The organism is Brevibacillus sp. 7WMA2, from assembly GCF_010748895.1.
GTDB classification, from domain to species: domain Bacteria; phylum Bacillota; class Bacilli; order Brevibacillales; family Brevibacillaceae; genus Brevibacillus_B; species Brevibacillus_B halotolerans.
This window is the reverse complement of record NZ_CP048799.1, coordinates 1574359-1599357: the sequence shown is the minus strand read 5'-3', so window position 1 is coordinate 1599357 and position 24999 is coordinate 1574359. Positions and strand designations below refer to the sequence as shown.

Sequence of the window (24999 nt, the reverse complement as noted above, 5' to 3'; positions counted from 1 at the left end):
CATTTTTCTTTTTTCATCAACTTCTGTTTTTCTAAGTACGTTTTTGAACTAAATAGAAGGCCGACAAGAGTACAAATGGAGTGGATGTATATGGGGGAAACAATGAAGATTGACAAAGCGAACGTCGAAGAAATTTTGGGATTAACGCCTTCTCAAGAAGGGATATTATTTTACTATTTATATAATCTTGAAAGTAGAGAGTATTATGAACAGTTGTCGCTAAATCTGGAAGGCAGTGTTCAACCAGAGCTAATGAAACAAGCATGGGATTACATGGCCCAACAGAATGAAATGCTACGCACGATATATCGATGGGAAAACTTAGAAAAACCAGTGCAGATCATTTTAAAGGACAAGCCGGTTTCTTTTAGACAGATTGACCTGTCGCTAGTACCTGTAGAACAAAAAATGGAGAAGCTTGCAAGTGTGAAGCAACAAGACCTCCAGGAACCTTTGCATCTACATATCGAGCCGTTCCGTGTTACTTTATGTAAATTGACGGACAATCAATATGAAATGATTATTACAAATCATCATATTTTGTATGATGGCTGGAGTAATGGTGTTTTACTGAACGAATTTTTCCAAGCTTATCATAATCTTAAAGCAGGACAGGAGCATACGGCAAAAGAGAAAAGTAAATTTAAGGATTTTATCAAATGGAGTCAGTCTCAGCAGAAAAAGGAAGAAGTTACTTTATTTTGGAAAAACCTGCTTGATGGATTCGACACAAAATCAGACGTACTTTCCCGTAAAGAATATAGCCTTGAAGCTATGAAACAGGGGAAAAGCTATACATATGGTTTCACTCAAGGAATGACAAAACGTTTACAAGCATTTGTCCAAGAGCAGAATATTACGATTGCTACCTTTTTTTATACCGTTTGGGGCATGGTATTGCAACGCTACAATAACAATCAGGACGTTGTGTTTGGCGTAACGAGTTCGGGACGTACAGCACCGATCAAAGGGATTGATCAAATGGTAGGTCTCTTTATCAATACACTACCGTTCCGTGTACAAAACCGCTCAGACGAGACAATTATCAATCTGCTGCAAATGGTTCACCAACAAGTGAAAGCCCGAGAAGCTTTTGAGGCAAGTCCACTTGTTGATGCTAAAAAATGGACTCAACTGGATCATCAGGAGTCGATATTTGATTCTATTATGATCGTTCAGAACTACCCGATGGATTTTAGTCTGATGAACAAATTTTCCGATTTGTCAGTACGGTCCTTCGAGATGAACGAATTAACCAACTATCCGCTCTGCTTGGAAATCGTCATGAACGAGGACGTAGAATTACGAATTACTTATCACCAAAATCGTTTTGACGAATCTACCATCGAGCGTATTGCTGGGCATGTGCTACAAATGACAGAAGGGATACTAAGCGACCCAAATGCAAAACTCTTCTCGATTGAGATGATGACTCCTTTCGAGAAAACATTGATCCTTGAGAAGTTCAACGATACAACAGTAGAGAATCTAGAGCAGCAAACGATTCATCAGTTATTTGAAAGTCAGGTTGAGCGTACCCCAGATCAAGTTGCTATCGTCTGTGAAGGAGCGCACCTCACATACCGTGAGTTAAATGAACGAGCAAACCAATTGGCACGTACTCTAAGAGCAGAAGGAGTAGCTCCTGATCAACTTGTTGGTATTTTGGTCGAGCGTTCCATGGACATGATAGTTGGGCTGCTAGGAATCCTGAAGGCCGGAGGGGCCTACGTTCCGATTGATCCAGGGTATCCAGAAGAGCGAATTCGCTACATGCTAGAGGATACGGGTGCCAAACTGGTTGTGGTACATAGTCATTTACAAGAGAGAATCACCTTTGCTGGAAAATGTCTCGCTGTGGATGAAGAATCTTCCTATCAGGATCTCACAACCAATCTTGAACCGATTAGTACCCCATCTAATTTAGCCTATGTTATGTACACATCAGGTTCAACAGGTAAGCCTAAAGGGGTAGTGATTACTCATCAATCAGTTATCAATCAGGTGGATGGCATTACGGATCGAATTGATTTTTCTCCAGGGAAGTCGATCCTTTGTATTACGACAATTTCATTTGATCCATTCATTTTGGAAACGTTCCTTTCGCTAAGTAAAGGGGTAAAGGTTGTCATCGCTAGTGAAGCTCAACAGGCTGATCCAAAAGTATTGAGTGAAATCATTTGGAAAGAGAAAATTGATATGCTTCAAATGACACCTCCTCGTATGCAAATGTTATTGTCTTCCATGCATGGCACAGAGCGTGTCAAATGTTTAGAGGGAGTTCGTGAGATTATGCTGGGTGGAGAAGCCCCACCTGTTTCATTGCTGCAAACCTTGCGCACCTACACGGGGGCACGACTGTATAATATGTACGGTCCCACGGAAACCACTGTTTGGTCATCTGTTGCAGAAATAAAGACAGGAGAGGCTATCACAGTCGGTAAGCCGCTCATGAATAAATACTTCTATGTTTTAAGTGCTCAAAATCAGCTTCAACCAATAGGTGTGGCAGGTGAGCTATGTATTGCGGGTGAAGGACTAGCAAAGGGCTACTGGAACCTTCCAGAATTAACGGCTAAAAAGTTTGTAGAAAATCCATTTGTGCCAGGGAGCCTGATGCATAAAACAGGTGATTTGGCAAAATGGCTCCCAGATGGAACCATCGAGTGTTTAGGAAGAATCGATCATCAAGTTAAAATTCGAGGCTATCGCATTGAGCTTGGAGAAGTAGAAGCGCAGCTTGTGAAAATAAAAGATGTGCAAGAAGCTGTCGTAGTCGCGCGGGAAGATCAAGAGGGGACTAAGCATTTGTGCGCTTATTTTGTGGCGGATAAGCAATTAACGGTAAATGAACTAAAAAGAAGCTTGTCGTCTGAGCTTCCTAATTATATGGTTCCCTCTTATTTTATGCAGGTAGATAAATTACCTCATTCACCAAATGGAAAGATTGATCGTAAGTCGCTCCCTGCTCCAGAGGGGATTAGCATCAACACAGGAGTAGAATACGTAGCGCCTCGTACAGAGCTAGAAATCAAAATGGTGCAAATCTGGAGTGAAATTTTACAGGTAGAAAAGATAGGAATTCATGATAATTTTTTTGAACTGGGTGGACATTCACTTAGAGCATCCCAATTTATCTCGAAATTACGAAAAGTCTCTAACAAACAGATTTCGTTACGAGCCGTATTTCATACACCAACCATTGCAGAATTAGCGTCGTTGATAGAAAGTGAAGCATCCATAGCATACGGGCACATTGAAAAAGCACCTGTACAGGATTATTATCCGATTTCTTCTGCACAGAAGAGATTGTTCGTATTAGATAAAATGGAACAGGGTTCAACAACCTATAATATGCCAGCAATGATCACACTAAAAGGCAATGTAGATCGTAACCGACTGGAAAAAGCATTTCATCAATTAATTGATCGCCATGAGGCTTTACGGACATCCTTTCATTTTATAAATAATGAGGTTGTTCAACAGATTCATTCGAAGGTTCCCTTTTCCATATCCGAATACTCATTACTAGAGAATATGGATGAGGAAATAGGTCAGTCTGAATTGATCACACAAATCGTAGAAGCTTTTGTGCAGCCGTTTGATCTACAACAAGCACCACTCTTAAGAGTCAAGCTAGTACATATAGAGAAGGAAGAATATCTACTCTTGTTTGACATGCATCACATCATTTCAGACGGTTCAACGCTTGAGTTATTTATCGAAGAGTTCATGAGCTTATATGCAGGCAAATCATTACCTGAATTGGCTATTCAGTATAAAGATTATACGGTTTGGCACAATTCACAGGGAGCCTCAGATGAATGGGCTAAAAAAGAGCAATATTGGCTGTCACAATTTGCTGATGAAATTCCAATCTTGCATCTTCCGACCGATTTTCCCCGTCCTCCATTAAAAAGCTTTCGTGGAGATTCTATATGGATGGGGTTGAATAAAGAAGAGACTGCCGCGATAAATCAATTTGCCTTTGAAAACAACGTGACTCCATTTATGGTGCTTCTTGCAGCATATCATTTCTTACTGGCTACCTATTCAGGACAAAATGATCAAGTGATTGGATCGCCAATTGCAGGAAGAACACATGCTGATTTACAAAACGTAATGGGGATGTTTGTAAATACGTTGCCAATTCGTAATCGTGTGGATCAAGAGGATAGCTTCGTTTCCTTTCTTGCAAGAGTGAAACTAAACGTATTGCTAGCATATGAGCACCAAGAGTATCCGTTTGAGGAATTGGTCCAAAAGCTGGATGTTGAACGGAATGTAGACCGAAACCCTGTGTTTGATACCATGTTTATTTTACAGAATATGGACAGCAAAGAGCTGACATTAGAGGATATTTCCATTAGCCAATTGGAGTTTCCAAATAAAACATCTAAATTTGACCTAACTCTTGAAGCAAAAGTAAGGGAAGGACGATATCATTTCCGTCTGGAATACTGCAAAGATTTGTTCCTTAAGAGAACGGCAGAGCAACTATTAAAACATTTTATCCATTTCGTACAAATGGTGACAAAGAATCCGAATTTGACGTTTGAAAGTTTGGAAGTATTGTTGCCTGAGGAAAAAAATCAGCTTCTCGTTGAATTTAATGATACGGCAATGTTCTATGACAAGGATAAAACGATTCATCAATTATTTGCTGAACGTGTAAAGCTAACGCCTAATCAGATCGCTCTCATGTGTGAAGAACGATCGCTAACGTATCAGGAATTAGATGAGAGGGCTAACCAAATTGCTCATTATTTACTTGAGCATCATCGGGTACAACCGAATCAATTAATTGGAATCCTGATTGAACGATCTGAATTTATCTTAATCGCAATGCTTGGCATTCTAAAGGCAGGAGCCGCCTATGTACCAATTGATCCCGTATTACCCGATGAACGAGTCAAGGTAATCGTAAATGAAGCTAGCATAAGTGTTGTCCTATCTACTTCGCGTTTTATCCATCAGCTTAATGCGTTGCAATGGGAATGTCCAACGTTAGATACCTTTGTCTGCCTTGATAAAGATGAGATTACTTCCATAGACGCCAACCAAACGAACGATCTGATTGATCAGAAATTGTGGAATCATATCGGTTCAGTTGGAAATGATGAGATTTCAATTGGCGGCTGGGTAAGCAGTTATACAGGACAGCCCCTCTCTTTAGAGGAAATGAGTGAGTATAGTAAAAACGTCCTGCATAAGCTAAAACCTCATCTACATTCTCAGACGAGAGTTTTGGAAATTGGATGCTCATCAGGTTTGACAATGTTTGAGCTAGCTCCATATGTTGGTTCTTATTATGGTACGGACTTATCTGATGTCATTATTGAGAAAAATAGGCAAAGAATGCTACGTGAAGGTGTTTCGAACATGAAGCTTGCCACTTTTCCTGCTCACGAAATTGACCAGTTGGATGAACGAGATTTTGATGTAGTGATTTTAAATAGTGTCATTCAATATTTCCCTAATCATAATTATTTACGCTTTATCCTAGCAAAAGCGCTAGAGCTGATGGGGGAAAATGGGGTTTTATTTGTTGGCGACATTATGGATTTGTCGTTGAAGGAAGAGATGATACAGTCATTAACGGAGCATAAGAAAACACAGATTCAAGATGATAAGCATCGTACAAAAACTGAATTTACAACTGAACTGTTTATCTCGCGTTCTTTCTTAGAGGATTGGCTATCGAAGCATGACGAGGTTACACATGTGACTTTTTCTCAAAAAGAACACACCATCGAAAATGAGTTAACTCGATATCGATATGATGCTTTATTTACGATTGATAAAGCATGTCTATCAGAGGATGCTTTGACGAAAAAGAATGTGAGCATTCAACGCAGACAACAACATGGTGCTTCTATGATAAATAGTCAATCTACAGAAGCAATCCATACTTCAATCGACGCTAATTCGCTTTGTTACGTTTGCTTTACTTCTGGTTCAACTGGGAAGCCAAAAGGTGTAATGATTGAGCATCGCGGAGTCCATAATTTTATCGAAGCTGCGGTGAAAATCATGCCTTTCCAAGAGGGCAAAAGACTTGTCTCTGTTACTAATATTAGCTTTGATGTGCTAGTGCTAGAGACCTTTGTCCCATTGTTAAAGGGAGTTACTGTCGTTATTGCTACGGAAGGTGAGCAACGTGATCCTAAACGCTTGAGCAGGTTAATCATCAACAAAGAGGCAAGCATGATACAGGTCACTCCATCACGCCTCCAGCTTCTGATGAATGATAAGGAATGTCATCGCAGTTTGCATTTGCTTGAGGTCATTATGATTGGCGGAGAAGCTTTTTCAACTGTTCAATTGAATCGACTGCAAGCCATCACACAGGCCAAGCTGTTCAATTTGTATGGCCCTACTGAGACGACGGTTTACTCCGCGATTGCTGATTTGACCAATGAAGAAACAGTAACCATCGGACAGCCAATAGGAAATACAAGTATCTATATTGTAGACAAACATAACAAGCTAGTCCCCCTTGGCGTCCAAGGAGAATTGTGTATAGCGGGTGATGGTGTAGCGAGAGGTTACTTGAACCAGCCTAAGCTAACCTCTGAAAAGTTTGTGTCCGATCCGTTTCATGCTGACAACTCTGTTCGCATGTATCGTACAGGTGACATAGCGAGATGGTGTGAGGACGGAACGCTTGAATATTTGGGAAGATCTGATCATCAGGTAAAAATAAGAGGATATCGAATTGAATTAGGGGAGATTGAGCAACGCTTACTAAGCCATGATGAGATTACGGAAGCGATCGTTCTTAGTAGCGAGGATACGTTTGGCAACAAAATATTGATTGCCTACATTGTCGCTCACACCGAGCTTTCGGTTGCTCCTCTGCGTGAGTTTGTAAAAGAAGCACTGCCAGAGTATATGGTTCCGGCACATTTTGTTCAAATAGAGAAGATGCCACTTACACCAAGCGGTAAGGCTGATCGAAAGGCACTTGAAAATACGACATCTAGACTTTCTACAGGTACGGCATTTGTCGCTGCCTCAAATGAGATAGAGGAAGTGCTACTTTCTATTTGGGAAGAATTACTTGGAGTCACTGGTTTTGGTGTTCACGACAATTTCTTTGATCTCGGTGGAAATTCTTTATTATTGGTGCGGATGCACAGCCGTGTGGATGAAAAATATCCCAATTATGTGACTGTTACCGATATGTTCACTTATCCATCAATTAGTAAGATCGCGAATCTAATTATGCATGGTGATAAGGAGCAAGCCAGAACCTTTACATTACCAAGCATTTCTATGGGACGAGATTATTTTGCTAGTAATCAAATGAGCGAGCCGGGTTCTATATTTGAAGCAGAATTAACATCCGCCACTATGCTGAAATTACAGCGATTAGCGGAAGTAGAACAAGTGAGCATAGACGATATATTTGTCGCTGCTTATGCATTTTTGCTATCGCAAATTAGTGGGTCCGAGCAAGTGTCTGTTCAGCTACTGATGCAAGCGCCTAATCAGTTTATGTCACTAGATGTAAATATAAGCTCAATGACTAATTTTTCTGAGTTGTTCCGCTATGTTCATCAGAAGCAAAAAGCAGAAGAGGAGATCAAGGTATACGAGGCAGATAGGCTTTCTGGACTTGTTATGTCCAAGGAACCATTCACTGTTACTCCGTTACTTTACCGAAAAGGACTTGCAACGAAGCGCAGTGAGATAAATGACACATTTGATATCCTGCTTGAGATCGAATCAGATAGCAACTATATCAACTTCCGTCTCGACTATCAGCCTCAAAGGCTTAGAAGCGAAAAAATGAAAGAATTACTTCATGCTTATCGGAAACTCCTTGCAATGATCTTAGAAAATTAGTAACTTTCGACAGGATCGGTATTTTCAAAAAGATTGTTGCCTGATTCAATCCGTGGCAAGTATCGGGGGATCAGGCAACAGTCAATGTAACCTGAAGAAGTAGGAGTGAGACATCTTTGCTTAATTTTGATTCATTTAAACTAGATAGCTTAATCAGCGAAACTGAGAGTGACATTAAAGCTGTTGATAAAAAATCGATTGCAATTATTGGTATGTCTGGTCAATTTCCTAAGGCATCTCATTTGGAAGCTTTTTGGAATAATCTCTGCAATGGAGAGGATTGTATAGGTCCTTTCCCTGAATCTAGGCAGGCCGATACAAAAGCGTATCTACGTACGATTAAATCTACTGCTGAAGATACTTATTATGAGGGTGCCTTCTTAGAAGAAATCGACAAATTTGACGCTGCATTTTTTCGGCTCTCACCTAAAGAAGCCTCGTACATGAGTCCAACCCAGCGTTTGTTTTTGGAATCAGCATGGCATGCTCTGGAGGATGCGGGCTACGGTGGTGAAACATGCAAAGGTAGCAAGACAGGCGTATACGTTGGATTCAGTGGAGATGCTTTGCATGATTACAAAGGATTGATAAAAGAAGTGGGACATGAATCGATCCCTTTGTTTATACCAGGCAATTTGTCACCGATTATTGCCAGTCGAATCGCATATTTATTAGATTTGAGAGGTCCGTCATTAACAATTGATACGACTTGCTCCTCATCAGCGGTGGCTATACATACCGCTTGCCAAGCTCTCCGTAACGGAGAATGCAATATGACCATTGCCGGGAGTGTAGGTCTTCATTTTATGCCGTTAGACAATGAATTAAAACTAGGGATTGAATCATCGACACGACGTACAAGGGCTTTCGATAGGAATTCGGATGGAACAGGGGTGGGAGAAGGTGTGGCCGCCCTTATTTTAAAACCGCTACACCAAGCCATTCATGATCGTGACCATATCTATGCAGTGATTAAAGGAAGTGCGCTTAATCATGATGGTACATCCAATGGTCTGACTGCACCTAATGTACTGGCTCAAAAAGAAGTAATTCTTGCTGCTTGGCAGGATGCAGGTATTGAACCTGAAACCATTTCTTATATAGAAGCGCATGGTACGGGTACGGCGTTAGGTGATCCTATCGAAGTAGAGGCCATCCAAAAAGCATTTCGTACATTCACGGATCGAAGCCAATTTTGTGCAATCGGTTCTGTTAAATCAAACATTGGTCATCTAGGAGCAGCAGCCGGCTTAGCAGGGATTATCAAATCGGTTCTAGCATTAAAACACAAGAAAATCCCACCGACTCTTCATTTTGAAATGCCAAATCGTCAGATTGCATTTGAGAATTCGCCGGTTTATGTTAATACGGCTTTACGTACATGGGAAACAAAGGAAGAACCTTTGCGATGCGGTATTAGCTCCTTTGGATTAAGTGGAACGAATTGCCATATCATCTTAGAGGAAGCTCCCGTACAGGAGGATGAGGCAGCAGATTATTTGCCTCAGCGAATTGAAGTTTTAGCGATTTCTGCCAAAAGCTTGACCTCTCTTCAAGCGCTGGTACAGGAATATATCCGTTTTTTGTCGGATAAACCAGATGAGATTTTATCAGATATTTGTTATACGGCTAACAGAGGCCGCTCGCATTATACTCATCGTCTTGCTCTTGCATTTTCTACCAAACAGGAATTGATAGAAGAGTTAGAACAAGCAGCTACCGTATTATCAGCAGTTCATCCAAACGAATCCAGAATACATGTGAGTCATCATGTATTCTATGGAATCCATCAGATCGTACGCGAACAACAGAGTGATCTTTCAAGAGGAAAAGTTAGCGAGCGAGAAATTCAAGAATTTACGCAAGAAGCAAAAGAAGCAGCCCAGAAATACCTGGATACAGACCGGACAAGTTCTGAAGCCTTAGTCAGCTTATGTCAGGCATATGTGTCAGGAGCGATTATTGACTGGGATCTTATCTATAGGAATGAAAAGCGAAAACGGATCAGCGGACCTGTGTATCCATTTGATCGCAAGCGATATTGGATTGAATCCCGAACAGCATGTATCGACGAAAGAGAGGGAAACATTTTGAATGCACATTCTACTAACTCTGAAGTAAACAACGATCATTTTGAGAGTCAGAGAATAGAAACGATTTTACAGAACGTAAAACACATGGTGTGCACGCAAGCAGAAATAAATGAGCAAGAATTTGATGTGCATGCTAATTTTTATGATCTAGGATTCGACTCAATTCTATTTATTCAACTGAACAACCAAATCAAGGATACATACGGTGTTCAAATATCCTTTACTATGTTTTTTGAAGAATTAAATAACACATACAATGTAGCAAATTATCTAGCGCAGGTCTTACCTGACAGTTTCTTTGCAAGTTCTATGAAGTGCGAGGCTAGGGCTACGAAACCATCTGAAGAAAGTGAACAGGTAGCAAGTAGAGAGGCTTCTCAACCGCACGTATCTGACTATCAACCAGTTCCAACGGGCAATGGACATGGACAGACCGATCTAGGCGGGCTTGAGCAATTGATGAGTCAGCAATTAGAAATAATGGCAAAACAACTGGATGTATTTCGTTTACTACAGCCGAATGGTCAAAGGGAGAGCTTAGCCCCAGCTCCTATAGCAATTGATGAGCGTCGTTTACAAGCTAGAGGAGAAGCTGCGATTGTACAAGAATCTCCCGTTGGTTTTAGAAATCTAGCAAAAGAAAACAACCAAAAAGAAGTGTTCGTTCCCTATCAAAAGGTTTCTTTTGAGTCAACGCAGAACGTAACAATGCAAGAACGTAGCCATCTACAGGATTTTATAACGAGGTATTCTGACAAAACTCGCTCCTCCAAGCTGTTAGCTCAAAACTATCGCAATGTACTTGCTAATAATCGAAATGTGGCGGGATATCGTTCCAACTGGAAAGAAATGATATACCCAATCGTTAGCGATCGAGCTATGGGTTCTAAGCTGTGGGATATCGATGGAAATGAATATATCGACATATGCATGGGATTTGGGGTTAACCTGCTTGGACATAATCCTGCCTTTATCACAGAGGCTATCAATGAAGAGTTGAAGCGAGGCTTCCCTGTAGGTCCCATGTCACGATTAAGCGGAGAAGTGGCTGAATTAATTTCTGAAATCGCAGGAGTAGATCGGGTTGCCTTTTATAACTCAGGTACGGAAGCGGTTATGGTTGCTGTCCGGATAGCCCGAGCTTATACGGGCCGCTCGAAAATTGCTATCTTTGCAGGCTCTTACCATGGCAGCTTTGACGGTATCTTAGCTCGCACTGATACGGCTAAAGACGATGGTAGCTCCAAACCGATGGCTCCAGGTGTTCCAGCAAGCATGAGCGATGATATTTTGGTTCTTGAATATGGCAGTGAGAAGGCCTTGCAAATCATCCGGGAGAATGCCGATGATCTAGCAGCGGTATTGGTTGAACCAGTTCAAAGCCGTGATCCAGAATTACAGCCAAAAGAGTTTTTACACTCCTTGCGTGCTCTGACAACTGAGCTTGGCACAGCCCTCATTTTTGATGAAGTGATTACCGGTTTCCGTATCCATCCCGGCGGTGCCCAAGCATGGTTTGGTGTTCAGGCTGATATGGTAACCTATGGGAAAATTGTTGGAGGCGGAATGCCTATAGGTGTTGTTGCTGGAAAAACTGCCTATTTAGATTGTATTGACGGAGGATACTGGCAATATGGCGATCAATCTTATCCACCGGTTGCGGAAAAGCGTACATTCGTTGCAGGGACATTTTGCCATCATCCCTTGACCATGGTAGCCGCAAAAGTGACTCTAGAGCATCTGAAACAACAAGGAAGTACCCTACAAGAAGAGGTAAACCAACGAACAGCACGTATGTGCCAAACGCTTAACGCTTATTTTAGAGAACAAAATATCTCTATTCGAATGGTTCATTTTGGCTCTTTGTTCCGTTTTGTATTAAAAGGTACGCAAGAAATATTATTTTACCATCTGCTGTTCCGTGGTATTTATACCTGGGAAGGAAGAAACTGCTTCTTGTCCACTGCTCATACTGATCAAGATGTCGAAAAGATCATTGACGCAGTTAAAGACAGTGTAGAGGAGATGAAGAAAGCAGGTTTTTTTCCTGACACTCCCTTAGAAGAGAGCCTAGATAAGGGAGTTAAAAATAAGCTACAGGTACCATTATCAGAAGAGCAAAAGCAATTATGGTTTTTTTGTCAATTAGGAGAGGAAGAGTCGCGTTCGTATAATGAATGCTTCGTGCTTCAACTAACAGGTCAATTAAAATTGGATGACATGCGTCATGCCATACAGCAACTTGTTGATAGACATGAATCCCTACGAACAACGATAAGCGCAGATGGCGAATATCAGTGTATCCATCCCAAAATGGTGATTGACGTACCATTGGTTGATTTTTTAGATCAACCAGGCGTGAATGCCAAAAAACAAGCACAGACTTGGATGGACAACGAGGGTAAACAAGTCTTTCATCTGGAAAAAGGTCCGTTATTCAAAGCCTATATCCTGCAAATAGAAAAAGATGTTTATCAGCTCGTTTTCATTATTCATCATATTATTGCTGATGGATGGTCAGTAGGTATTCTTGTAAAGGAATTGGAGTCCCTTTATACGGCTGCCTATCATGATCAGAAAATAGTTCTCCCTGAGCCTATGCAGTATAGAGATTTTATCGCATGGCAAGATAAGCAGCAGAGTCAGCTTTCAGAAGCAGTACCTTTTTGGGAGCAACAGAGTACAAAACCGTTTGAAGTGCTGGATTTTCCAAGTTCAAAAATGAAGCCTGCAAAACGTAGCTACATAGGAAATCGCACAACTCTCATTCTACAAGCCGATGTTGTAAACAAACTAAGAGAGTTTAGTAAGAAGCAGAGAAATAGCTTATTTATGACTCTTTTAGCCTCTTTTCAGGTGTTTTTGCATAAGATAACAGGTCAAAATTCGATGTTCATTGGTATCCCTAGTGGAGGACAAGCGCTTGCAGGCTCCTCACATTTAGTAGGGCAATGTGTAAATATGCTACCGATTCATGGGCAAATTGAGCCAGATATGACCTTTGAAAAGGTTAGTAGCGTAGTGAAAAAGAATGCCTTTGAGGTTTACCAATATCAGCATTGCTCAATGGCTTTAATTGGCAAAATGCTAGCAGCTCAAGCGAGGAGTCCTAAGCTACCTGGAATTACTGCAACCTTCAACATGGATCGGCCGACAGGCAATTTGCAATTTCCTGAATGTGCAGTAGAGTTTGTACCTTTTCCTAAGGTTACAACCAAGCAGGATATTGGACTTAATGTTATTGAAGTAGGGGCTGAATTACATCTTGAATTTGAATACAATGCTGATCTCTCTGAACATGGAATCATAGACGGATGGATCAATGGATTTGCTAGATTAGTAGAGGATTTGGTACGTTATTCTGATCGCTCACTTTCCGGTATACCACTGCTTACACATCATCTAAAAGCTTCGCAGAACCTGAAAGAGCAAGTCCTTCTAGAAAGTAAGGATCAATTGTTTATTCATGAGCAGGTAGAAAAGTGGGCGTTAGAGCATCCCGACAAGAATGCTGTTTTATGCGGGAATCGCGAAATTACGTATAAATCCCTTCATGAGCAGTCTAATCAATTAGCGCGCTGGATACAGCAAATGAATATCGAACCAAATCAGCAAATGATCATTTGCTTACCTACTTCTATAGAAGCGATTGTAAGTATTCTTGCTGTGATAAAAGCAGGCTACACGTACACCTATCTAAATGAAGAACCGAACGATCTATTACAGCATGCGGTAGTCATAACACGAGAAGCGACAGCATTTGTCAAGGAACACGCTAAGCAGATTATTGATCTTCAAGAAATACAGGAAGATGTAAAACAGGTAGCTTCTACAAACCTACAATCACAGAATCGCAAAGACAAAATGGTGCAAATCGTACAAGATGTTGGCGGCTTTACGCATCAACAGCTCCTATGTTATGCAGAGGCAGTAAAAGAAAAATGTGAGCTTACAGGCTCGGATTGTGTGTATATTACTTCGGCTGATGAAGCAGGCTTCTGGGAAAAGCTATGGGTACCAGCTCTAGTAAATGGAGCGACTCTGCGAATTGCTCATCAAGATGATGCTTTCCTTGGTAAAAGCAATGACACTGGAAAAACTATTTTCATTCATAAGGGTAGCCAGCTAGACGAGCATACAAAGCGTATACTGACTTCCCTACAAGAAGTTGATCTGCTCAAGCTTATTGTCCTTGATGCAGAAGTATTACTTTACCAACACCTACTTCAATGGAAGGAATTTTTGCCGAGTGGTTCAAGTCTGTTGCGCACCTTTAGCATGAAGAAAGTTCCGATGCTTATAACAGCACATGAAGCATTTGTTCGAGAAGGGGCGGTCCTGCAAAAGGTTCCATTAGGTTATCCAATAGGTTTTTTTCAACCAGAGATCGTAGATGATCAGAGACAGCCAGTACCAGTGGGTGTAGCAGGTCATTTGTACCTTACATGGGGACATGTTGATAAACAATTTGTGTATGCGACCAGGGAATTAACTCGATTCTTACCAGAAGGCGAATTGGAGTATATAGGAAACACAGATAACCAAGCGAGACGGAATAACCATCGCATTTATACACAAGAAATTGAAGCCGTGCTGGAGCTATTTCCTGGTGTAGATCGAGCAATCGTGAGGAATGCTGATGATCAGGCCCACAATAAAGAGCTTCTGTCTGCGTATCTCTTTACTAGTCAGCCAGATCAATTGAATATTCAAAAGCTTCGCTCGTTCTTATCGTCTTGTCTTCCAGAATATATGCGGCCTACTCATTTTGTAAAACAAATGGGAATGCCTCTGCGCAGTGCTGGAGGGATCGATCTTTCTGAATTACCTGATCCATTTTCCTACCAAGAAGTTGAGAATGGTTTTACTTTACCTGCCAATGATACGGAGGAAAAAATTTGGGCGATTTGGAGTGATGTCTTAGGAAGTAAGCAATTTGGCACGGAAGATAACTTCTTTGATTTAGGCGGTCAATCTCTACAGGCATCTACCATTGCTATGAGAATGCAGAAGGAATTTGATTGCTTTATCCCTTTGCATCATATGTTTCTCTATCCAACCATCAGGGAGCTAGCGGCTAATACTGTACAGGGAACTGGTATGGGTGTACCTCTTATTACGAAATTGACAAAACAAGATGATTATCCGGTTTCTTCTGTTCAAAAAAGGTTATACGTTCTAGCAGAGCAGGAAGCCCAAAATGGAACTAGCTATAACCTGCCTGTAGGGATTTGTATCGAAGGAAAACTGGACTATGCAAAACTTCGTGAACAGATTAAGCATGTTATTTCTCGGCATGAAGCATTGCGAACATCTTTTCACCTTAGAGAGGGAGAGATTGTTCAACAAATTCACGATGAAGTAGACATTCCATTGGTGTATACAGAAGGAATAGAGGAACAGCTAAGTAGTCTGACAGAGGAATTTGTTCAACCCTTTGTGCTTTCTGAGGCACCTCTAATACGCCTGCAACTAGTAAAAGTCGCAGAGGAAAAGCACATTTTACTACTGGACATGCATCATATTATTTCAGATGGACTAAGCATGAATATCCTGATAAAAGAACTGCTTCATTTATATCAGGGTGAACAGTTGCCAGAACTAAGTGTCACCTATAAGGATTTTGCAGCCTGGCAGAATTCATTCTTATCTACAGAAAATGTGCAGAAGCAAGAAACCTATTGGCGTAATCTACTAGCTGAACCGCTTCCTGAATTAAATTTGCCAGTTGATGTTGACGTGAATACGACTCAAAATGGCCGGGGGCATGTGCAAAGCTTCAAGATCGATGCAGAAACAACAGCAGCTCTCAAAAAAATCAGTGATCAGTGCAAGGCAACCTTATATCATACCCTATTTGCCGTTTATGAGATTTTTCTTGCTAAATGCTGCTACACCGAGGATATTGCGGTACTCACAGTAACCTCTGGTCGTACTCATCCGTTCGTCGAAAATATGGTAGGTATGTTTGTCCATACACTACCTGTCCGCTTACAGGTGACGAGTAATAAAACTTGGCTGCATATAATTGAAGAGATGAAACAGCAAATTGTGGAAATGATTGAAAATCAGGATTACCCACTGGAATACATGGTAGAGCGGCTTCAATTTCCTATCGAAAAGGTCCGCGCAGGCTTTACGTATCAAAGCGCAGATCATGAATTGCCAAATACCTTATCAGCAGGGGAATTAACGCTGACACCTTTTGAGGTTAAAAATGCAGCTACTCGCAGTGATGTAAGCTTGTTAATCCAAGAAACGAATGATGGTTTATCCTGCCTTATGGAATGCAATGCAGCTATTTTTAACGAAACAAAGCTGGATGTATTGATCGATTGGTTCAAAAAGCTACTGATAGAGCTGCTTGAGCATCCTATGAGCGAAATTAGTCAGATACAAATGAGTAACGGGACGGAAAACTCATTATTTAACCATTTAGCCTTATCAAAGTCTGATTATGAATGTGTTTATCCATTGACAACCACTCAACGAGATATGTATTACGATATTTTGCTTACTCAAAACAATGGGCTATGTTATCTTTTCTCCACCTCCATCGATCTCCCAGCAAAGATCAATCAAGAGCGATGGAAGCAGGCAACCGAGCATGTTTTTAATCAGACACCGCAGCTTCATGCTCATCTACTTAAGGATGGCGCTGCACTTTATCAAGCTGTAAAGAAAAATAGTCCGTTTTCCTACGAAGAATACAAAACAGAGGGAGCCGAAACAAGCAGTGCTTTTATAACAAAGCTGATTGAACAGGAGCTAAACGTTCCATGGAACTTATTTGAACCAAAGCTTGTCAGATTCGTATTTGCTACTGATCAGGCTGGGAATCATACGTTTTGCATTTTAGCTCATAACCTCATCATTGATGGTGTAGGAGTAAAAATTATTATTGAGCATATCATCGCAAGCTATGAAGCTTTGGAGAACGGTACAGAATATAAACCAAAGGAAACAGAGAGCTTCCCTGCTTATGTTTCGGATAACTTACAATCGTTTGATACCAATATCATCAAAAAACATTGGAAGGAAAAGCTTTCTAATGTGGAGCAACTTTCTACTAGCGGTATAGAACAGGAATCAGCAGTTGTAAGTCAAACCACTCGGATACCAGCTGAACTGTTTGTACAGATCAAAAGATATTGTGAACAGGAGAAGGTACGGCTTTCCCATTTCTTATGGGGGGTATATGGTTTGTTGGTTAAAATTTATAGCAACCAGCAATCCGATTTTCTGATACGCAATGTTATTAATGGACGTTCGCGAGAGTACTCCCATACTGTCGGAAACTTTTATCAAGTGACACCCTTATTGTTTCCACGTTATATTTTCAAACCAGATATGGAAATGAAAGACTATTTCGCTCACTTGATGAAAATAAAATCGGAAGATCATGCATATCGAGATATTTCCATGATGGAGCAAAAAAATATCATAGGGGAAGAAGAGGTATCTTTTTACTTCAATTATCTTAACTTTACGATGATTCCGGTTTGTCAAGAGATGACTTATATTCACTATTATCATCCTCGTTATTCTGAGCGACAGGTTAATATATGGGTCAAAGCGTTATCAGATACCATTGAGCTTTCCGTTTACTATGATCAACAGCTATTTCCGGGTGAATCATTTTTAGATTGCTTCATTCATATAGCTAAGCAGATTACAGATGGAAAGAATACCTTGTCGGAATTAGACTATCTGGGAAATCAAGCGGAGATTATTGATCAATTTAACGCAACAGAGCAAGCTTTTGACACAGAACGTTCGATTTACCATTATGTAGAAGATTACGCGCTGAAACAGCCTAAGAAGGTAGCGTTGCATTACCAAGATTGTCAGATAACCTACCAAGAATTAAATGAAGGGGCGAATCGACTGGGTCATCTCCTAAGTAAAACTGGACTAACAACAGAAGGATTGGTCGGTATTTACATGGAGCGAGCTCCACGTATGGTAGAAAGCATCCTTGCTGTGTGGAAGGTAGGAGCTGCTTATACGCCAATTGATCCAGAATATCCGCTGGATCGTGTGCTTGGAATCCTACAGGAATCGCAAGCACAGGTACTACTAACTACAAGTGATTTGGTTAGCGACACAGTAAGAAATGGCTTTGCGGGAAGAATAATCTGTCTCGACCAAATTAGAGATGATCTTATGAAGGAAAGTGCAGATAACGTAAACATACCGCTTGATATGAATCAGTTGTCTTACGTCATTTACACGTCTGGCTCTACTGGAAAGCCAAAAGGTGCGATGGTGGAGCATATCGGGATGATGAACCATATTTTTGCGAAGGTTGATGGAGTAAAAATAACATCAGAAAGTATCGTTGCGCAAAATTCTTCCCATTGCTTTGATATTTCGGTATGGCAGTTTTTTGTTGCCCTTGTATGCGGCGGAACTACAGTGATCTATCCCAATGAGCTGATTCTCAATACAAAGCACTTTATCGATCAAGTAGGACATGACAGTGTTACTGTACTAGAGGTGGTTCCTTCTTATTTGTCAGTCATGCTTGATCTATTGGAAAAAGAATCTCAAACCTTCCAGTCACTTGAGTACCTGTTAGTCACAGGAGAGACTCTTAAACAAAACGTAGTTAAGAAATGGTTCAGCCTGTATCCTTCCATTCCAATAATCAATGCTTATGGTCCTACGGAGGCATCTGACGACATCACCCATTATTATATGGATACAGTACCAGATATGCCGACTATTCCAATTGGACAGCCATTGCAAAATTTTAATATATACATTGTGAATGAAAACCTTCAGCAGTGCCCAATTGGTGTAAAAGGTGAAATTCTTGTCTCTGGGATTGGAGTAGGTCGTGGATACCTGTATGATACCAAGCGAACTCAAGCAGCATTTATGGATGATCCGTTTCCTGTAGAAAAAGGACGGCGTATGTATAAAACAGGGGATTTAGGAAGATGGCTCCCAGGCGGAATCATCGAATTCTATGGACGCAAGGATCATCAGGTAAAAATTCGTGGCTTCCGCATCGAATTAGGTGAGATTGAGAGCAAATTGGTTCAAATTCCGGCCATCAATGAAGCAATTGTCACTGATCTTGAAGATGAATTTGGCAATAAGTATCTTTGCGGATATATAGTCTGCAACAGCCAGATCGATAACGCAGAAGTGAAGGCAATCTTATCGAAGGTATTACCTGCATATATGATTCCTTCCTACCTGATCCAATTAAATAAGATGCCTGTGAATACAAATGGAAAGGTAGATCGTAAAGCGTTACCTGTACCTGTAAGCGATGAAACAAGAGAATCAGTGAAAGCAGCAAATATAACAGAAGAAAAATTGCTTCAAATATGGGAAAGCGTGCTTGGAATAAAGGGAATCAGCGTGACCGATCATTTCTTTGAAAACGGTGGGCATTCATTAAAGGCAATCATGCTGTTATCACGTATTCACAAGGTTTTTGATGTCGAGATGAGTCTACGGCAAATCTTTGAAATGCCGACGATCAAGGAGCAGGCTACGTATCTTCGTAATGCACAGAAAAGCATGCATGTTTCCATTCAGCCAGCTCCAAAAAAGGATTGTTATCTATTATCTGACGGACAGAAGAGTCTCTTCCTACAGCATCAATTAAATATGGAAAGCACCAGCTATAATATGCCTGGCATTCTGCTGTTGGAAGGTGAACTGGATAAAGGACGCCTTGAAAAAGCATTGCAAGAAATCGTAGATCGTCATGAAAGCCTACGCACCTCGTTTGACCTAGTAGATGGGGAACCGATGCAAATTATTCAAGAAGAATCTCAGCTAACTCTCAATTACATAAATGTAGAGGAGCGCGAGATTGAGGAACAAATCAAACTGTTTGTCCAGCCGTTTGATTTGAGCAAATCTCCATTACTTCGGGTTACAATCGCGGAGTTGTCGGCTACAAGACACTTGTTATTCGTTGATTTGCATCACATTATTTCTGATGGTGTGTCTCTGGGAGTATTTATTCGGGAAATGATGGATTTATATCAAGGTAAAGAGCTTGCTCCACTGTCTATTCAGTACAAGGATTTTACCAATTGGCAGGCGCAAGAGGGCAAAAAAATCATGGATACACAAGGGGAATACTGGAAAAACGTGTTTGCTAATGAAGTTCCTGTTCTCTCGCTTCCAACGGATTGGGATCGCCCAAAAATGAAGAGTTTTGAGGGTGAACGGATACGTTTCGTGCTTGATTCGGATATAAGTCAAGGAGTATATGAGGTAAGTAAAAAAAGCAATACAACCCTTTTCATGTTGTTAATGGCGGCTTATCAGATATTACTGGCCAAATATGCCAATCAAGAGGATATTGTTACAGGTACTGCGATTGCAGGGCGTTCGCATGCTGATCTTGAAAACGTAATGGGGATGTTCATTAATATCCTACCAATACGTACGCAGCCTCAAAGCGATAAAACATTCGTACAATATCTTGGCGAAGTGAAGCAACTTATCCTTCAGGCATTTGAGCACCAGCAGTATCCGATGGAGCAATTGCCAGAATCATTGAAGCTTTCACGTGATCTTAGCCGCAATCCACTATTCGATACGATGTTTACTATGCAGAACATGGAAATCCCAGAAATAGAACTGGAGGGCATGCGGGTTTCACCATATCCATATGCTACTAAAGTGGCAAAATTCGATCTTACGTTAGAAGCAAAAGAGCAAGATAATCGACTTCATTTCGAATTGGAATATGCGACAAGGCTATTTACACCAGAAACCGTGGAACGAATGACCAGAGATTATCAGCATATTCTGCGTACGATTGTGCTAGACGATCAAGTACAATTACGAGATATCTCCTTGGAAAAAACCTTTACTAAAGTTAAAAAATCAATTCAAACAGAAATCGACTTTCATTTCTAATGGTGTATGGAAACACAAAGCCTGATCACCCTTGAGCGAAAATTTTGGTCCTGAGGGTGATCGGGACTTATATAGAAAACCTAGAGGAAATGCATAACCAGGGGTAATCATGCAAATGGAGAGGAGAAAAAAGTAGCGATGGATAACATTACACAGAATCTGCTTCTCTCAAGCGGTGAATTAGAAGAAGAACGACATTACTGGTTAAACAAACTAGCTGGAGCTGAACAGGTAACCATTTATCCACCTGATTTTTCAAGAGGTGAACAGAAAGAAGCCCACAAGACGAGTATACCTTTTACTTTTCCTGATGAAGTGAGTAAATGGATGGTACAACTTGTCAACGGGTCAGAGCATGGCATCTATATGGTTCTTTTGAGCGGGATCAACTGTCTACTCTATAGATATACTGGTTACGAGGATTTGATCCTTGGAATGCCTGTGTTCAAGAACGATGACGCCATAGACCTGAGTCAACGGTTAGCCATTCGAACGCAGATGACGCCAAATGATACCTTTCGCACCATCTTGCATCAAGTGAAGCAATCAGTCATGGAAGCAGATCAATATCAAAATATTCCTATCATGAAAATTTTTAATGAATTAGGGCTGGTACCTGAAGATCAGCGACTCCCCGCTTTTCCCGTGGTAGTAAGCCTTCGCAATATTCATAAGGATGTACATAATGACTCAGACCTTCTTTTTCAGTTTCATTTTTCTGGAGAACAACTGACGGGGGAAATTATTTATTCGAATGACTTATTTTATAAAGAAACTGTGAACCAAATGTCCAAGCATCTCTTCAAGATATTTACGAATGTGATGGAAAACTCTACCCAGCCATTAACAGAGCTACAAGTAATGAGTGAACAGGAGGCTAATCAGATTATCCATGGCTTTAATCAGACAGAGAGAGCCTTTGCACGAGACAAAACCATTACAGACTGGTGGGAAATACAAGTTACCAAGAAACCTAATCAAATTGCAGTCGTGTATAAAGATCAGGCACTTACCTACAAAGAGGTAGATGAGAGAGCAAATCAGATTGCTTGGCATTTACAGCGTCATGCCTTTATTCAGGCCAATGATTGTGTGGGAGTAATGGTTGAGCGGACAGAGGAAGTGGTGATTAGTTTACTGGCAGTGCTTAAATCGGGAGCAGCGTATGTACCGATTGATCCTACGTATCCAACCGAGCGGATCGCTTATATGATTCATGATAGCAAGATGAAGGCAGTCATTACTCAATCTGCTTTTTTGAATCACATTGAGCATAATGATTCTGCTGAATACAAACCTATTTCGCTTGTGGTTCTTGATCGGGATCAAGAATTGATAGATACGGAACCAACTGCTGGTCTAGACACGATCCGTAACGCTGACAATCTAGCTTATGTTATCTATACATCAGGCTCAACAGGCAATCCGAAAGGTGTTATGGTAACCCATAGAAATGTAGGGAATTTTTTTGTCGGGATGGATGAAAGTCTACAGCCTATAGAGAGTGATACGTTTCTATCGGTGACAACCATCTCATTTGATATTTCTGTTTTGGAGCTATTATGGACAATGACTAGAGGAATTCGTCTTGTCTTGGTAGACACGCAGGAGAATACGTTAGGTAGCTATGATCATTATCTTGACCAACCGCATATTGAGAAGATTACGATGATGCAATGCACACCGTCCCGACTTAAACTGCTAATGGATGCGCCTGACTCACAGCGTTTGTTACAGTCTCTTCGGATTTTGTTAGTAGGAGGAGAAGCGTTTCCTGCCCAATATATAGACGATCTCCATAAGAAAACCAATGCAAGAATATTCAACATGTATGGTCCTACGGAGACAACAATCTGGTCTGCGGTTCATGAAATACCTAGACTAGCTACAAAGCACAACGAAAATATAACAATAGGAAAGCCAATCGCAAATACGCAAATCTATATTCTTGATCAGCATCAAAAGCTGGCTCCCATCGGAGTGCAAGGAGAGATTTGTATAGCTGGTGAGGGAGTAGCGAAAGGGTATTTGAATCGCATTGAATTGACTGAGGAAAAGTTTGTAACGAATCCCTTTGGTAAAACGAAGGATGAAAAAATGTTTAAAACGGGGGATATTGGTAAATGGCTCCCGGATGGAACGCTACAATGTCTCGGGCGTGCCGATCATTTAGTAAAAATACGTGGGTACCGAATCGAATTAGGCGAGATTGAGCATACATTAAACCAGCACCCGGGAATTTCTAATTCGATCGTGCTTGCCGAACCAGACCATCAGGGAGATATGCAGCTCTTAGCCTTTCTAGTCATGGATTCAGAAGGAGAGAGGGGAACATCGACACAAGAAATACGTGAATATCTAATGCAGCATTTACCTGCGTATATGTTGCCACATTTTTTCAGCAAGATATCTAGCTTTCCGCTTAAACCAAACGGAAAAATTGACCGTCAAGCGCTTTCGCTGCTGACTAGAAGTGATGTAGGCTCCACTGTGTTTGAAGCGGCCAGAGATGAAGAGGAAGCGGTACTTATCAGTGTTTGGAGCCAGGTACTTGGCGAGGATAAGATTAGTATTCATGATCGCTTCATCGATTTAGGCGGAGATTCAATAAAAGCCATGAGGGTCGTTTCTGAGCTTTATAAGCGTGGATACAAGCTTCAAGTGAAAAGCCTGTTTGAATATCCAACGATTATAGAATTGCGACCACATCTACAGCCAATTAATCACCGGGCTAATCAGGAAATTGTACAAGGAATCGTTCCTCTGACTCCTATTCAACACTGGTTTTTTGCCCAGCCGATGGAAGAAAAACACCATTATAATCAATCAGTGATGTTAGATAGCAAGTTTCCAATTGATTATGAAAGCTTGATGAAGGTTCTGGACAAGCTCACTGCTCATCATGATGCTCTACGGATGTCCTTTCGACAGGAAGAAAATGCCATTGTACAGACGATTCGGGATATAGCTCAACCGGTCTATGAATGTCAGGTTTTTGATTTGACAGGTAAATCAAAAACAGATAAAGAGGTGAATAGTGACATTCAAAGCATATGTCGAGAGCTGCAATCAAGCCTTGATTTGTGGGGTGGTAAGCTAATTAACGTTGGTTTATTCCACACGGATTTTGGAGATCATTTATTTCTTACCTTCCATCATTTGATTGTCGATACCCTTTCTTTACGAATTTTATTAGAGGATATAGAGCAAGGCTATCAGCTTGCTGTGAATAATCAAGCTGTTTCGCTTCCTGATAAAACAGATTCTTATCTTGTCTGGTCACAGCAACTATACGAATATGCAACCTCATCTGAGCTGCAAAAAGAGCTTTCTTACTGGGGAAAAATAACAGAGGACTCTGTAGAAGAAGACCGTGCCTTGGGGAGCATGAGCGAGAACGAGCGGCTGGTTGGCAGACTTTCTACATCAGATACTCAGCTATTGCTAAAAGAGGTTCACCGTGCCTACAATACTCAAATTTATGACATTCTCTTAACGGGGCTCGGCATGTCTCTTCGCTCATGGAAGAAATCAGACATGATACTCATTGATGTCGAGGGGCACGGACGCCACGAGCTGAGTGACCAACTGGACATAACTCGGACTGTGGGATGGTTTACCACACTGTATCCAATACTTTTGGATATGAGACATCATGCTGATCTCTCCATGCAAATAAAGGAAATGAAAGAACTGTTAAAGAAAGTCCCCAATCAAGGAATCGGATATGGACTACTCAGATACCTTGGAACGGATATGAATAAACAAGCATTGTCAGGTGGATCGCAAGCGACTTGCTTATTTAACTATCTTGGAGAAATAGATGAGGAAAAGGAAGATGCTATTTTTCAGCTTTCCTCCATCCAACCAGATCATCCAATCAGCAATGCCAACAGTCGCACCCATAAGCTAATCTTTACAGGAATGATCCAAAATGGAGAGCTGACATTTTGGATGGACTACGACAGAAATCAATTTTCGCGAGATACGATGCAAAAGGTATTGGATGGTTTTTTCAGACATCTACAAGAAATTATTCGTCACTGTACGAGTAAAAAGACCCAAGAGTTTACGCCAAGCGATTTTGGGGACAACAATTTATCTATGTCAGATTTGGATGACATTTTAAGTCTATTAGAAGAATGATCTCTTATACATG

3 protein-coding genes are annotated in these 24999 nt (G+C 40.9%); all 3 read left to right on the top strand.

Annotated features, from left to right (window positions below; genetic code table 11):
* Positions 1-102: 102 nt before the first annotated feature.
* The 3 genes from GOP56_RS05750 to GOP56_RS05740 all read left to right on the top strand — a co-directional run bounded on the left by GOP56_RS05750 (position 103) and on the right by GOP56_RS05740 (position 24986).
* Complete coding sequence (locus GOP56_RS05750) at positions 103-7851, top strand: non-ribosomal peptide synthetase (protein WP_254068626.1); 7749 nt, start codon at positions 103-105, stop codon at positions 7849-7851.
* A 116-nt stretch (positions 7852-7967) separates the two neighbouring features.
* A complete protein-coding gene (locus GOP56_RS05745; protein ID WP_163244902.1) occupies positions 7968-20840 on the top strand; it encodes a non-ribosomal peptide synthetase in 12873 nt (4290 codons plus the stop codon).
* Between the two features lie 138 nt (positions 20841-20978).
* Entirely contained in the window at positions 20979-24986 is a 4008-nt protein-coding gene (locus GOP56_RS05740) for a non-ribosomal peptide synthetase (RefSeq protein ID WP_163244900.1), read from the top strand.
* Positions 24987-24999 lie beyond the last annotated feature (13 nt).